The following is a 14,174-nucleotide window of genomic DNA, read 5'->3' on the forward strand; positions in this document are numbered from 1 at the left end:
GCGGTTTCGTCAGAGCGCCTTTAGGATCTGCTCCACCATCTTCTTGGCGTCGCCGAACAGCATCATCGTGTTGTCCTTGAAGAACAGCGGGTTCTCGACGCCGGCATAGCCCGAACCCATCCCGCGCTTGAGGAACAACACGGTCTTGGCCTTGTCGACCTCCAGGATCGGCATGCCGTAGATCGGCGAACTCTTGTCCGTCTTGGCGGCCGGGTTGGTCACGTCGTTGGCGCCGATCACGAAGGCCACGTCCGCCTGACCGAATTCGGCGTTGATGTCCTCAAGCTCGAAAACGTCGTCATAGGGGACGTTCGCCTCGGCGAGCAGCACGTTCATGTGGCCGGGCATGCGCCCCGCCACCGGATGAATGGCGTAGCGCACCTGCACACCCTCCTCCTTCAGCCGGTCCGCCATCTCCCGCAGCGCGTGCTGCGCCTGGGCGACCGCCATGCCGTAGCCCGGGACGATGATGACCTGCCCGGCGTTCTTCATGATGAAGGCAGCGTCGTCGGCGGCGCCCTGCTTCACCGGCCGCGTCTCGACCTCGCCGGTCGCCGCCGCCGTTTCGCCGCCGAAGCCGCCGAGGATGACGGAGATGAAGCTGCGGTTCATCGCCGAGCACATGATGTAGCTGAGGATGGCGCCGGACGAGCCGACAAGCGCCCCGGTGATGATCAGCGCGAGGTTGCCGAGGGTGAAGCCGATGCCGGCGGCGGCCCAGCCGGAATAGGAGTTCAGCATCGAAACGACGACGGGCATGTCGGCGCCGCCGATGGGGATGATGATGAGCCCGCCCAGCGAGAGCGCCGCGATCACGATCAGCCAGAAGAAGAAATGCGACTGGGTCACGATGAAGAGGATGACCAGCAGCACCAACGCAGCGGCGAGGCCCGCGTTGATGACATGCCGTTGCGGCAGCATGATCGGGCGGCCGGACATGTTGCCGTTGAGCTTGGCGAAGGCGATGACCGAGCCGGTGAAGGTCACCGCGCCAATGGCGAGGCCGATCGACATCTCGACCAGCGAGCCGCTGTCGATGTGGCCGGGAAAGCCGATGCCGAAGGCCTGTGGCGCGTAGCTCGCGGCGGCGGCGACGCAAACGGCGGCGAGGCCGACGCCCGAATGGAAGGCGGCTACCAACTGCGGCATGGCGGTCATCTCGACCCGGCGGGCGACGACGGCGCCGATGCTGCCGCCGATCGCGAGGCCGAGCACGACCAGCACCCAGCCGCCGAAGCCGTGCGGCGCTGCGGCGGCGAGCGTGGTGATGATGGCGATGGCCATGCCGGCCATGCCCATCCGGTTGCCGCGCCGCGACGAACTCGGCGAGGACAGGCCGCGAAGCGCCAGGATGAACAGGATGGCGGAAACGAGGTAGAGAAGCTGGGCGAGATCCAGGGACATGATGGCGCTCAGTGCTTCTTGGGCGTCATGGAGGCGCGCGGCCGATACATCGCCAGCATGCGCTGGGTGACCAGGAAGCCGCCGAAGATGTTGATCGAGGCCAGGATGAGGGCGATGAAGCCGAAGAAGCGTGCGACGCCGGAGTGGCCGCCGAGCACGCTGTGCATCGAGACCCCGACTGCCAGCAGGGCGCCGACGACGATCACGGAGGAGATGGCGTTCGTCACCGCCATCAGGGGCGTGTGCAACGCCGGGGTGACAGACCACACGACGTAATAGCCCACGAAGATCGCCAGCACGAAGATCGCGAAGCGGAAGACGAACGGGTCGACGAGCCCCCCGCTGATCGTATGGGCAGCGACACCTGCGCCCGTCGCCACCACATCGGCATTCTGATTCATGGAGTATCCCTTGAGGTTCGCCGTCTTGCGCGGCGTCGGTGCATGAAGTCGGGGCTTGAAGCGGGGGCTTGAAGCGGGACGGCGGATCAGGCGGCGGTCTTGAAATTCGGATGAACGACAGCGCCGTCGCGGGTGAGCAGTGTCGCACGCACGAGTTCGTCGTCCCAGTTCGGGCTGATCGCCTTCGTGGTCTTGTCAATCAGCGTCTCGACGAAGTTGAGCAGGTTGCGGGCGTAAAGCGCGGAGGCCGAGGCGGCGATCCGACCCGCCGTATTGCTGTGACCGAGGATGCGGACACCGTTCGAGGTCTCGATCTCCTGGCCGGCCACCGCACCCTCGACGTTGCCGCCACGCTCGACGGCGAGGTCGACGATGACCGAGCCCGACCGCATGGACGCGACCATCCCGGCGTTGATGAGGCGCGGAGCCGGGCGGCCGGGGATCAGCGCCGTGGTGATGACGATGTCCTGCTTCTTGATGTGCTCCGCGACGAGAGCGGCCTGTTTGGCCTGATATTCGGGCGACATCGGCTTGGCGTAGCCGGCGGCACTCTCGGCCTGCTTGAACTCATCATCCTCGACGGCCACGAACTTGGCCCCGAGGGACGCGACCTGTTCCTTCGCCGCCGGGCGCACATCGGTCGCGGTGACGATGGCGCCGAGACGCCGTGCGGTCGCAATCGCCTGCAGCCCTGCGACGCCCGCGCCCATCACGAAGATCCTGGCTGCGGGCACGGTGCCGGCAGCCGTCATCATCATCGGCAGAGCCCGGCCGTAGCTGGCGGAGGCGTCGATGACGGCGCGGTAGCCGGCAAGATTGGCCTGAGAGGACAGCACATCCATGCTTTGCGCGCGGGTGATGCGCGGCATGAGTTCCATCGAGAAGGCGCTGATGCGGGCGGCGGCAATCTGCTCGAGCGCCGTCGACTGGCCGTAAGGGTCGAGGATGCCGATGAGGAGGGCGCCGGCAGGGTAGGTGCTCAACTCCTCCGGCGTCGGCCGTCGCACCTTCAGGATGATCTCCGCGCCAGCCGCAACTTCGGCTTGGTCCCGCAACTCCGCGCCGGAGGCGGCATAGTCCGCATCGGGGATACCGGATTTCCGGCCCGCCCCGTGGGCAACGACCACCGTGGCACCGAGCTTGACGAGTTTGCCCACCGTTTCCGGCGTGACCGCGACGCGAGTTTCATCGTCATCGATTTCGGCGGGTATCGCTATACGCATGGGTCGTTGGTCCCCAACTTCTTTTGTGGGGATACTAGGCCAGAAGTTTTTGCTTGGCGACTGCCTCTCGGCTGCGGCCCGTGCAATGCTTTCGGAATGGACATCTCCTTTCTCGCCGCCGCCACCATGGGCGGTTTCATCTACGGCATCCTGCCGGGGCCCGGCGTGCTCGCTGTGCTGGGAATCGGCGCAGCGCAAGGCCGCATCGCCGGCGCCGCCTTCCTCGGCGGTCATCTGGTGGGCGATGCCCTTTGGAGCGCGCTCGCCATCACCGCGATCATCGGCGTCAAGACGGTCGGCAGCGCGATGTTCGACGGGCTAGGCCTGATCAGCGGGCTTTACCTGTTCTGGCTCGGGATCCGCGCGGTGCGGGCGCGCAGGTCCGCGGTCGATATGGGGCCAAGCGTGCCGCGGCCCTTCGCGCATGGGCTGGTCTTCGGCCTGACCAATCCCAAGGCCTATCCGGTCGCGGTGGCGACCTTTACCGCGGTGCTGTCGTCGCGGGCTCATCTGCTGACCTGGGAAATGGTGCCGGTGCTGGTGCTGGCCTCCCTTGCCGGCGGGCTGATGGCTTATGCGGTTCTCGTGGCGGTCGTCGGTGCCGCGGCGATCCGCCGCGGCTATGGCCGGCACGAGGTCCTGATCACACGCGCATCGGGCGTCCTGTTCATCGGCTTCGCCATCCACACGCTGTTGCATGCCGGCACCGATCTCGTATGGCGACCGGTGCGGCGATGATTTGACCGGCAACAAGCGGTGGTGAGGGATCGTCTTGGTCGACTTGTCTTTGGCTAGAGAAGCTGTTGCCAATTTGTGCGTGCGTGCAGGACGCGCACGATAAGAAGGCCATCCTGCATGACGCGGTAGACGATAATATGCGCGTTGTAGGGGTGGAGGCGGACCGGAAGGTGAAACTCAACTCGTTCGCGACCGATGTACGGGTAGGCCGCGATCAACTTAAAAGCTGCCGCCAAACCGTCGTGGTATCGTTCCGCCTGCATACGGCCGAAGCCGCGGTATCCGTCCAGGTAGATGCCGATGATATCTTCATCGGCTTCTCGCGTCGTCCTATGGCTCATTGCCCGGCGAGACGCCGGCTGCCCGATCACGTGCAATGCGCAGCAGATCGTTCATGGAAAGGTCGCTTACACCACTCTCCAGCCCTGCCGTTACAAGCCGCTGCAGTTCCGCCAGATCGGCGGTTCGTTCCTGATCTCTGCGGATCAGGTCCCGAACGTAGTCACTAGCATTGCTGTAGCGACCGGTCTGGGCCTGGGCTTCAACCCAGTCCTTCATCGGAGCCGGCAGAGAGACGTTCATTGTCGCCATAGTACCTCACCAATATCTGTGGCAACAATTGGCAATCTTTGTCAACCGTCAGTTGAGGCTCGATATCTTTCCGCCCAACTCGTCCTCGATGTGGACGCGGATGATCTCGTCGAACTCGGTCTCCGCCGTGAAGCCCAGCGCCGCCGCCCGCGACGTGTCGAACCCCCGCGCCCAGCCGTCGACGATGCGGGCGATCACCGGATCACGCTCGCGGCGGATCAAGGCCGTCACCTGCGGCCCCGCCACCCGCTCCAACGCCGCGATCTGCTCGCCGACTGTCACCGAGAGGCCCGGCATCGTCAGGCTCGTGCGGCCCCGCAGCAACGCAAGATCGAGCCCGGCGGCATGCACGAGGAAGCCGACCGTCCGGCGCGGGCTCGCCATCCAGTGGCGCACATCCTCGGAGACCGGCAGCACCGCCGGTAGACCGGCCAGCGGCTCGCGGATGATCCCCGAGAAGAAGCCGGAGGCGGCGAGGTTCGGCTTGCCCGGACGCACGCAGACCGTGGGCAGGCGCAGGCCGATGCCGTGGATGAAGCCGCGCCGTGAATAATCCGCCAGCAACAGCTCGCACATGGCCTTCTGGGTGCCGTAGCTCGTCTGCGGGGTCAGGAAATAGTCGTCGCCAATGACATCCGGCATGTCGCCGCCGAACACCGCGATGGACGAGGCGAACACCACCCGCGGCCGCCAGCCATTGCCGTGCTGCTCGGCCCGGATCGCGTCGAGCAGATGCCGCATGCCGTCGAGGTTGACGCGATAGCCCTTTTCGAGATCGGCCTCCGCCTCGCCCGATACGACCGCCGCAAGCTGATAGATGATGTCCGGCCGGGTCGTGAGAAGACCTTTCGCCGCGCCCGGCACGGTGAGATCGACAGCGGTGCAATCCGTCGTGCCTAGAAAGCCATGCGGCGTCTGCGGCGTGATCACATCCGCCAGCGTCAGATGCCGCACGGCGACGCCGCCGAGACCGCCATCCGCCGCGATCCGCTCGGCAAGCTTGCGCCCGAGCATGCCCGCGCCACCCAAAATCATCACATGCATCCTGGACCTCCTCTAAGTCTTCTTCGTTGTGTCACAGCGCGCCTGCTCCGAAAATCGCCCGGAGCAACAGGAACAGCACCCCGCCGGCAAGACAGCCAACCAGCGTTCCGTTCACCCGGATGTATTGCAGGTCGCGGCCGACCCGCAGCTCGAGCCGGTCCACCACGGTCCGCGCGTCCCACTTCGACACGACATCGGCCACGAAATCAGCCGCGCGTTCCTGCGCCAGCGGCAACAGCCCGGCTACGACGGCCGCCGTGCCGCGCTCCACGCCCGCCCGTATGGCCGGGTCCTGCTGCACCGCCTCGCCGAACTTGTGCAGGGTCGCCTCGATGAGCGCCACCGTGTGGCCGTTCGGGCGCGCCGCGTCCTGCTCGATCGCACGGCGCAACCGCGCCCACACATCGCCGAGCCAGGCCTGCACAGTCTCGTGCGCGACGACGCGCTTGATGGCGTTGCCGATCTCCGCCGCCCGCGCCGGATCGGTCTCGATGAGCGCGATCTCGCGCCGCACCCACTCGTCGAAGGCGATCCGCATCGTCGAGCCGTCCGGGCCGATGGTGTCCAACTCGTCGTTCACCGCAGTGATGACGCGCTTGGCGACGCTGGCACCGATCGCCCAGCCGAGCAGCTGGCCGCCCTGTTCGCGCACCCGCTCGCGAATGCCGCCGCGCAGGTCGTCTTCCTTGCTGGTGAGCATCCCGCGCAGCTGGCCGAGGATGAAGGTGAAAACCTCCTGATGGCGGCCGCCCTCGACCAGCCCGTAGAGCGCCTTGGCGACGACGCGCCCTGCCGCCTGACCGCCGACGATGCGCGGCAGCAGCCGGTCGACGAGCCGCCGGGCGCGCCCGTCCTCGAGCGAGGCGAGGATGCGCGGCAGACTTGCGGCCATAGCCTCGGCGGCAGGCTTCACCGTTGCAGGGTCGGACAGGAAACGGTTGATGAGCCCTGGCAGATCGGCCTGCACCAAAACGCGCGTCACCTCCGCCTGGGTGATGACATGGGCGCCGATGAACCGCCCCAGCGCCCGGCCGAGCCGCGCCTTCTGCGCCGGGATGATGGCGGTATGCGGAATGGGGATGCCCAGCGGGTGCCGGAACAGTGCGGTGACCGCGAACCAGTCCGCAAGGCCGCCGACCACACCGGCCTTGGAGGCGGATTCCACCAGATCACGCCACAGGCCGGACGGCAGGGCGAAACTGCCGAGGCAGATCGCTGCCATGAGAACCAGCAGGCCGGTGGCGAAAAGCTTGTGACGACGGAGCGACCGGCGATCGGCCGTATCCGCATCCTGGCCAACTATGCCCGGTGTCGCGTCCATCAGCCGCCTACTGTCCCAGCATAATCTGGCCGGCGACGCGCCCGGTGTCAGGATCGACGAACAGAATGCGGTCGGGGCCGCCGCCATTCAGCAGAACGCCGAGCCGGCCACCTGCGGACGTGATCGTCACAATATGAGAGCCCGCGGGCTGGTGCAGCATCGTCGTCGTCAGGGTCACGCTGGCCGGCGCGGTCACCACATCCTTCACGAGCTTGACGATCACCACCGTGGTGACGAGGACGATCAGCACACCCATGGCGATCACCGCAATCAACAGCGGCCTGGCCTTCTGCATCGTCTCGCTCCGTGGCCCTATCATGGGGTTCTCACCTGTGGGTATGTCTGCCGGATGACCCATAGCCCTATCCCGCACCCTGACCCAGAGCTCGACATCGACGACAGCGATGACCTCATCCTTCCCGACGCGGTGGAGGCGGCCCCTCAGCATGAAGGCCAGCGCCTGGATCGCTTCCTGGCCGAGAGCTTCGCGCCCCTTTCCCGCTCCAGGATCAAAAACCTGATCCTGGACGGGATGGCAAGACGCGGTGGCGTGACCGTGCGGGACCCCTCGGAGGCGGTGCAGGCCGGCATGACCTATGCCCTGACCGTGCCCGAAGCGGTGCCCGCAGTCCCCCAGCCCGAGAATATCCCGCTCACCATTCTCTATGAAGACACGGATCTGATCGTGCTCGACAAGCCGGCGGGGCTCGTCGTCCACCCCGCCCCCGGCAATTACGAGGGAACCCTGGTCAACGCGCTGCTCGCCCATTGCGGCGACAGCCTCACCGGCATCGGCGGGGAACGCAGGCCGGGGATCGTCCACCGGCTCGATAAGGAAACCTCGGGCGTCATGGTGGCCGCGAAGACGGAATTCGCGCACACCCGCCTGTCGGAGATCTTCGCCAACCGCGACCTCGACCGGCATTACCGGGCGCTCTGCTGGGGCACGATGAGCCCACCCAGCGGCGACATCGAGGGCGCGATCGGGCGCGACCCGAAGGACCGCAAGCGCATGGCGGTGCGGCTGTCCGGCGGCCGGGCGGCCCTCACCCACTACACGACGCTGCGGATCTGGCGCCTCGCGGTCTCGCTGCTGGACGTAAAGCTCTCGACGGGGCGGACGCATCAGATCCGCGTCCATCTCGCCGCAGGCTCTCATCCTGTCGTCGGCGACCCGATCTACCTGCGTCGCGTGCCGGCCGTATCCAAAAGCCTGCCGCCGCAGGTGCGTACGATGCTGCTGGACTTCCCCCGACAGGCGCTGCACGCGGCAAGCCTCGCCTTCGCCCATCCGCGCACCGGCGAGCCGCTCTCGTTCGCCACCGAACCGCCCGCGGATTTCCGCGCGCTGGTCGAGACGCTCGATACCGTCGCGGGTCTCGGCAGCGACCGCTGACGCCTGTTTGGCCGACAATCCGCATCCGTTGACAGTTGCCGTTCCGGGGCCATAGCTCAGCCCATGTCCCAAACAACAGAGCTTCGCGAACCCGCCGGCATGTCGGCCGGGTTGACCTTACTGCTTGCGGCGACGGCGGGCATCGGTGTCTCCAGCCTTTACCTGGCCCAGCCGATGATCGGGCTGATCGGTCCGTCCGTAGGTCTGGCGCCGGGTGCCTATGGCCTCGTCGTCACGCTGACGCAGATCGGCTACGCGGTCGGTCTGCTGCTGCTGGTCCCGCTTGGCGACTTCCTGGAAAACCGCCGGTTGATGGTCATCACCCTCAGCCTGGGTGCGGTCACGCTGCTGCTGACCTCCTTCGCGCGGACACCGGGTGTGTTTCTCTTCGCCTGTCTGGTGATCGGCCTCACCTCCGTCACGGTCCAGATGGTGGTGCCGATGGCGGCCCATCTGGCCGATCCCGCCAAGCGTGGCCGGCAGGTTGGCGCGGTCGTCGGCGGCTTGCTGACCGGCATTCTCCTCTGCCGGCCGATCGCCAGCCTCATCGCGAGCGTCAGCGGATGGCGGTCGGTGTTTCTCGTCGCCTCCATCGCCGTGCTGGCGACCGCCGTCGTGCTGCGGCTGACCCTGCCACGGCGCTACCCGGAGGGGCGCAAAAGCTACGTCGCGGTCCTCGCCTCCCTGCTGCCGCTGCTGTTGCGGACCCGCGCGCTGCGGCGCCGGATGGCCTATCACATGGGCCTCTTCTTCGCCTTCTCGGTGTTCTGGACGACCATTCCGCTCGAACTCAACCAGCAGTTCGGCCTGCACCAGCGTGGCATCGCCATCTTCTCGCTGGTCGGCGCGGCGGGCGCCCTCTCCGCGCCGATCGCCGGGCGCATGGCCGACGCTGGCCGCACGGTCATCGGCACGATCGGGTCCATGGTGATGGTGGCGCTGGGGATCGGCCTGACCCTGCCGGCGTCTTCCCTGCACGGCTGGGCTGGCCTCGCGGCCTTTGCGGTCGCGACGGTGCTGCTGGATGCCGGCGTGCAGGCGCATCAGCCGTTCGCGCAAAAGGTCCTGTTCGACCTCGCGCCCGAGCAGCGCAGCCGTCTCAACGCCATCTTCGTCGCCGGCGTCTTCCTGGCGGCCGCCGTGGGCTCGGCCACCGCGCCGCTTCTCTACACGATCGGCCGCTGGCCGCTGGTGGCCGTGCTCGGCACCGTGCCGCCGCTTCTCGTTCTGGGCGCCTACCTGCTGCATCAGCGCGGCCCCACCGGCCGGCCCAGCGCCTGACGCGAGGCCGGCCATGCCGACGAAAAAGCCGTCACCGATCCTGATCGCGCTGCTCGTCGCCGCCAGCCAGTTCATGGAGTTGCTCGACGGCACGGTTATTACGACCGCCATACCGCGGATGGCGCAGAGCTTCCACGTCCACCCGGTCGACCTCAACCTCGGCATCACCGGCTACATGATCATGCTGGCAGCCGGGATCCCCCTCAGCGGGTGGGCGGCGGAGCGGTTCGGCGCCCGCACGGTCTTCGCCAGCGCCATCGCGATCTTCACCGGCGCCTCCCTGCTCTGCGGGCTCGCCGACGGCTTCTGGAGCTTCTTCGCTGCCCGCATCCTGCAAGGCCTCGGAGGCGCGATGATGGTGCCGGTCGGCCGGCTCGTCGTGTTGCGCAAGACCCCCAAGGCCGACCTCATGCGCGCCATGGCGCTTCTGACATGGCCGGCTCTGGTGGCGCCCATCCTGGGGCCGGTTGCCGGCGGCTTCCTCACGACCTACGCCTCCTGGCGCTGGATCTTCTTCCTCAACCTGCCCATCGGCCTGGTGGGGCTGCTCTCCACGCTCGTGCTCATCGACAACGCGCGGCCCGAGGAACTCCGCCGGCTCGACTGGACGGGCGCCACTCTCAGCGCCATCGGCGCCGTGACCTTCGTCTATGGCGCGAGCCTGCTGGGCACCGCCGCCGGCAGCGTCGCCCTCGGCGCCGCCATGTTGGTGGTCGGCGCCTTCGCCGGCTGGGCAACCTTCAGCCACGCCCGCCATCTTCGCGCGCCGCTGATCGAGTTCGGCGCGCTGCGGGCGGTTGCCTTTGCCGCCACCGTTCGCGGCGGCTCGCTGGTCCGCATCGCGATCAGCAGCGTGCCGTTCCTGCTGCCGCTCATGTTCCAGCTCGGCTTCCATCGCAGCCCCGTCGAGGCCGGCTCGCTCCTGCTCGTGCTGTTCGTCGGCAACCTCGGCATCAAGCCCTTCACCACGCCGATGATGCGCCGTTTCGGTTTCCGCACCGTGCTCATCGTCAACGGAGCGCTGCTGACGGCGACCTTCTTCGGCTGCGCCGTGTTGATGCCGCAGACGCCGCCTTGGCTCGAGCTTCCGTTGCTGCTCCTGGCCGGGATGACGCGATCGACCGAGTTCACGGCGATGAACACGCTGGCCTTCGCGGAGGTGCCTCCGGCCGGCATCACGTCCGCCAATACGCTGTTCAACCTGTGTCAGCAGGTCTCCTTCGGCCTGGGTGTGGCCGCGGGCGCCATTCTGCTGCGCGTCGGACATGGCCTGTTTGGCCCTCCGCAGGCGCCTTTGTCGGCAATGGATTTTCGGTTTGCCTTTGTCGGCGCGGGCCTGATCTGCCTCCTGGGCGTGATGGACTTCCTTAGACTGGATGCCGCCGCCGGAGCCGCGGTCAGCGGCCATCGTCACAAATCAGCCAGATCAGCCGTTTAGGTTCAGTCAAATGGCTTATGAAGTAGTGGTATATGCCAGACGGATTGGGTGGTTTCTTGCCGGATCGGCCGTCCGTAAAGGACAGTCGTATTAAGAAGGACGCAGATTGATGAGCACCGACTTCAGGATCGAGCTTTCCCGCCGGGCGCAGCCGGCCATCGGCACAATCGTTCCCGTGATCTTGTCGGGCGGCTCCGGCACGCGCCTGTGGCCCGTGTCCCGCGAGAGCTTCCCGAAGCAGTTCTGGCCGTTGGCCTCCGAGAAGTCCCTCATCGCCGATACCGCGCTGCGCACCTTCGGCGGGGATTTCTCGCCGCCGATCGTCGTCTGCAACGAGGCGCACCGCTTCGTGGTGGCCGAACAGCTGCGTGAAGCCGGGATCGCCGGCGCGCGCATCCTGCTGGAGCCCGTGGGCCGCAACAGCGCCCCGGCCATTGCAGCCGCGGCGCTCGTTCTGGCGCAGGACGATCCCCAGGCGGTCATCTGCATGATGGCCGCCGATGCCGCCATTCCTGACCCGGAGCCTCTGCGGGCTGCCCTGATCACCGCCGCGAAAGTGGCCCACACCGGACGTGTGGTGACGCTCGGCATGCGCCCGACGCGGCCGGAAACCGGCTTCGGCTACATCGAGATGGGAGCCCCGCTGACCGAGGCTCCTGAAGCCCATGTGCTGCAGCGCTTCATCGAGAAGCCGGACGCCGCGCTGGCCGGCGAACTGATCGCGACCGGCAAGGTGCTGTGGAACTCCGGCATCTTCGTCTTCACCGTCAGCACGCTGCTGGAGGAACTGCAGGCGCATGCGCCGCACGTGCTGGCGACGGCGCGCCGTGCGGTAGAGGCGCGGACTGCCGACCTCGACTTCATCCGCCTCGGACGCGAAGAATTCGCAGCCTGCCCGAACATCAGCCTCGACTATGCGGTCGCCGAGCACACGACGCGCGCCGCCGTCATCGCCGTAGACTTCGGCTGGTCGGATGTCGGCAGCTGGAACGCGCTCTGGGATCTGGGCGCTAAGGACAAGGCAGGCAATGTGGCGGTCGGCGACGTCCTGATCGAAGACGCGCGGAATTGCTACGTCCGCAGCGACGGCATGCTGACCGCGGTGCTGGGCCTGGAAGACGCGGTGGTGGTGGTGACGGAGGATGCCGTCCTCGCCATGCACAAGGATCGCGCCCAGGACGTGAAGAAGGTGGTGGAGCGGCTGAAGAAGCAATCCCGCACCGAGGCGACGAGCCACAACCGCAGCTATCGCCCCTGGGGGCACTACGAGTCGCTGATCCTTGGCGACCGCTTCCAGGTCAAGCGGATCGTGGTGAAGCCGGGCGAGAAGCTGTCGTTGCAGAAGCATTTCCACCGCGCCGAGCATTGGGTCGTCGTGGCGGGCAGCGCGGTCGTCACCCGCGACCATGAGGAAGTGCTGGTCCGGGAAAACGAGAGCATCTACCTGCCGCTCGGTTGCACGCACCGGCTGTTCAACCCGGGGCGGATCCCCTTGCACCTCATCGAGGTCCAGTCCGGCGCTTACCTCGGTGAGGATGATATCGTCCGCCTCGAAGACACCTACGGCCGGAGCTAAAACTCTACTATGGCGGCCATCTGACGCGCCCATCCTGCGCTTCGATGCTCACGACCCAATACGGTCGCTCCGCTTCGATGCTCGGACGAACACGCCAGCTAGCTCGCCCTAGCGAGTTTTCCGTGAGGCTCTGAACCGGCCATGACGGCGCGATAAGCCATCTGATCGGCATACATCCGCTGAAACACCGCGTACTTGGCGTCGTGGTAGCGCCGGACCGCATCAGCGGCCGGCGCGATCACGCTGCCCGCGCGGCTCATCGTCGCCATCGCCGTCGGCACGTCGGGCTGCAAACCGCCCGCCACCGCGCCTAAAATCGCCGCACCGAGCAGGACCGCCTCCGGCTCCTGAGGCAGGACGAGCGTGCAGCCTGTCGCATCCGCATGCTCACGAAGAAAGACCGGGTTCTTAGTACCGCCACCACAAGCCATGATGGTGTCGATCACGTAGCCCTCGGCGTTGAGCGTCTCCACGATGTGCCGGGTGCCGTAAGCGACCGCCTGAACCGTGGCGAGATAGAGCAAAGCCAGATCCTCAGGGCCCGCGGCCAGCCGCAAGCCGGACACCATGCCGCGCAAGGTGGCGTCGGCCCGGGGCGAGCGGTTGCCGTGGAAATCCGGCATGACATGCAGCCCCTCGGTGAGCGCCGCCGGGAAAGCGACGGAGGCCGCCAGCGTCTCCAGCACGGCGTTCAGCCGCTGGTAGATGGTCTGCCCGGCACCACGAGCCTGCTCCAGCATCGCCGGATAGGCGGCGTGGGTCATCACCACATGATCGATCAGGCTGCCGGTGGCGGATTGCCCGCCCTCGTTGAGCCAGAGGCCGGGAACCATCGCGGCGAAATAAGGCCCCCAAATACCCGGCACGAAACGAGGTTCCGCCGAAACCGCCATGTGACAGCTCGAAGTGCCGCCGACGAGCGCCAGACGATGAAGCAAGCCTGCAGCGTCGGGCCGCTCGGCACCAACCGCCGCGCCGATGACGCCGATGCCGCCGGCATGAGCGTCGATCGCCGAGGTGCCCACAGGAATGCCGGGCGCCAAACCCAGTTCCTCCGCCGCCGCTGCTGAAAGGCTGCCGGCGACCGACCCGAGCGGCCGGATGTCGGTGCCGATGCGCGCGAACCCCTCGTCCGCAAGATCGCCGAGGCCGATCGCGCGGAAATAGTCCTCGTCCCAGCGCTGCTCGTGGCCGAGATAGGTCCATTTGCAGACGGTCGAGCACAGGGAGCGCGCGAGGCTCCCGGTCGCCCGCCACGTCAGGAAGTCGGGGAGATCGAAGAAGTGCGCCGCCCGCGCCCAGGCATCGGGCCGTTGCTCCTTCAGCCACACCAGCTTGGGCGTCTCCATCTCAAGGGAGATGCGGCCACCGACGTAACGCAGCACGTCATAGCCGCCCGCGTTGATGCGATCGGCCTCCGCCCCCGCGCGATGATCCATCCAGACGATGACGTTCTGCTCGGGCTCGCCATCCGGGCTCACCGAGACCGGGCCGCCTCCATCATCGAGCGCCACCAAAGAACAGGTGGCGTCGAAACCCATGCCGCGAACGGTTACATCGCCCGCCTGGACCAGCGCCTCGCGGACAGAGGCGCAAACCGCTGCCCAGATGTCGGTGGTCGACTGCTGGACGTAATCGGCCTCAGGGCGCCAGGCCTGGATGGCGCGGCTCGCCTGGCCGAGCATCCGCCCCATGCCGTCGAACACGCCGGCGCGCGCGCTGCCCGTGCCGACATCGACGCCGATCACCGCATCCATGGGT

Annotated in this window: 14 protein-coding genes; 5 read left to right on the top strand and 9 right to left on the bottom strand. The window is 67.1% G+C overall.

Features of this window, described 5'->3' with window-relative positions; all coding sequences use genetic code 11:
• Nucleotides 1–9: 9 nt before the first annotated feature.
• The 3 genes from ACOEQ1_RS12075 to ACOEQ1_RS12085 form a co-directional block, all read right to left on the bottom strand.
• On the bottom strand, nucleotides 10–1,404 hold the full coding sequence (locus tag ACOEQ1_RS12075) for an NAD(P)(+) transhydrogenase (Re/Si-specific) subunit beta (protein ID WP_419759501.1): 1,395 nt from the start codon (nucleotides 1,402–1,404) through the stop codon (nucleotides 10–12).
• An 8-nt stretch (nucleotides 1,405–1,412) separates the two neighbouring features.
• Complete coding sequence (locus ACOEQ1_RS12080; RefSeq protein ID WP_419759502.1) at nucleotides 1,413–1,805, bottom strand: proton-translocating transhydrogenase family protein; 393 nt, start codon at nucleotides 1,803–1,805, stop codon at nucleotides 1,413–1,415.
• Nucleotides 1,806–1,891: 86 nt separating this feature from the next.
• A complete protein-coding gene (locus ACOEQ1_RS12085; RefSeq protein WP_419759503.1) occupies nucleotides 1,892–3,028 on the bottom strand; it encodes a Re/Si-specific NAD(P)(+) transhydrogenase subunit alpha in 1,137 nt (378 codons plus the stop codon).
• Nucleotides 3,029–3,124: 96 nt separating this feature from the next.
• On the opposite strand from ACOEQ1_RS12085, the gene ACOEQ1_RS12090 reads away from it, so the two are divergent.
• A complete protein-coding gene (locus tag ACOEQ1_RS12090; RefSeq protein WP_419759504.1) occupies nucleotides 3,125–3,766 on the top strand; it encodes a LysE family translocator in 642 nt (213 codons plus the stop codon).
• Between the two features lie 53 nt (nucleotides 3,767–3,819).
• Here ACOEQ1_RS12090 and ACOEQ1_RS12095 read toward each other — a convergent pair whose 3' ends face one another.
• Genes ACOEQ1_RS12095 through ACOEQ1_RS12115 form a run of 5 tightly spaced genes read right to left on the bottom strand, consistent with a single transcriptional unit; the run spans nucleotide 3,820 to nucleotide 7,017 of the window.
• Nucleotides 3,820–4,107, bottom strand: coding sequence for a type II toxin-antitoxin system RelE/ParE family toxin (locus ACOEQ1_RS12095; protein ID WP_419759505.1), 288 nt, complete (start codon nucleotides 4,105–4,107; stop codon nucleotides 3,820–3,822).
• Entirely contained in the window at nucleotides 4,097–4,348 is a 252-nt protein-coding gene (locus ACOEQ1_RS12100) for a type II toxin-antitoxin system ParD family antitoxin (RefSeq protein WP_419759506.1), read from the bottom strand. Before ACOEQ1_RS12100 ends, ACOEQ1_RS12095 begins: the two co-directional genes overlap by 11 nt.
• A gap of 57 nt (nucleotides 4,349–4,405) precedes the next feature.
• The gene (denD, locus tag ACOEQ1_RS12105) at nucleotides 4,406–5,401 is read right to left on the bottom strand and encodes a D-erythronate dehydrogenase (protein ID WP_419759507.1); all 996 of its coding nucleotides are present in this window, start codon (nucleotides 5,399–5,401) and stop codon (nucleotides 4,406–4,408) included.
• 31 nt (nucleotides 5,402–5,432) lie between these two features.
• Nucleotides 5,433–6,722, bottom strand: a complete 1,290-nt coding sequence (locus tag ACOEQ1_RS12110) for a DUF445 domain-containing protein (protein ID WP_419759508.1) — start codon at nucleotides 6,720–6,722, stop codon at nucleotides 5,433–5,435.
• Between the two features lie 7 nt (nucleotides 6,723–6,729).
• Nucleotides 6,730–7,017, bottom strand: a complete 288-nt coding sequence (locus ACOEQ1_RS12115) for a hypothetical protein (protein ID WP_419759509.1) — start codon at nucleotides 7,015–7,017, stop codon at nucleotides 6,730–6,732.
• A gap of 54 nt (nucleotides 7,018–7,071) precedes the next feature.
• Between ACOEQ1_RS12115 and ACOEQ1_RS12120 the strand changes: the two genes are divergently transcribed.
• The 4 genes from ACOEQ1_RS12120 (at nucleotide 7,072) to ACOEQ1_RS12135 (ending at nucleotide 12,413) form a co-directional block, all read left to right on the top strand.
• Nucleotides 7,072–8,118, top strand: coding sequence for an RluA family pseudouridine synthase (locus ACOEQ1_RS12120; protein WP_419759510.1), 1,047 nt, complete (start codon nucleotides 7,072–7,074; stop codon nucleotides 8,116–8,118).
• Between the two features lie 63 nt (nucleotides 8,119–8,181).
• On the top strand, nucleotides 8,182–9,399 hold the full coding sequence (locus ACOEQ1_RS12125) for an MFS transporter (protein ID WP_419759511.1): 1,218 nt from the start codon (nucleotides 8,182–8,184) through the stop codon (nucleotides 9,397–9,399).
• Nucleotides 9,400–9,412: 13 nt separating this feature from the next.
• Complete coding sequence (locus ACOEQ1_RS12130) at nucleotides 9,413–10,837, top strand: MFS transporter (protein WP_419759512.1); 1,425 nt, start codon at nucleotides 9,413–9,415, stop codon at nucleotides 10,835–10,837.
• 109 nt (nucleotides 10,838–10,946) lie between these two features.
• A complete protein-coding gene (locus ACOEQ1_RS12135; protein ID WP_419759513.1) occupies nucleotides 10,947–12,413 on the top strand; it encodes a mannose-1-phosphate guanylyltransferase/mannose-6-phosphate isomerase in 1,467 nt (488 codons plus the stop codon).
• 98 nt (nucleotides 12,414–12,511) lie between these two features.
• Here the strand turns inward: ACOEQ1_RS12135 and ACOEQ1_RS12140 are convergent, their stop codons facing one another.
• The gene (locus ACOEQ1_RS12140; RefSeq protein ID WP_419759514.1) at nucleotides 12,512–14,170 is read right to left on the bottom strand and encodes an FGGY-family carbohydrate kinase; all 1,659 of its coding nucleotides are present in this window, start codon (nucleotides 14,168–14,170) and stop codon (nucleotides 12,512–12,514) included.
• Nucleotides 14,171–14,174 lie beyond the last annotated feature (4 nt).

It is taken from the genome of Acidisoma sp. (genome assembly GCF_965199065.1).
In the GTDB taxonomy this organism is placed as follows: domain Bacteria; phylum Pseudomonadota; class Alphaproteobacteria; order Acetobacterales; family Acetobacteraceae; genus Acidisoma.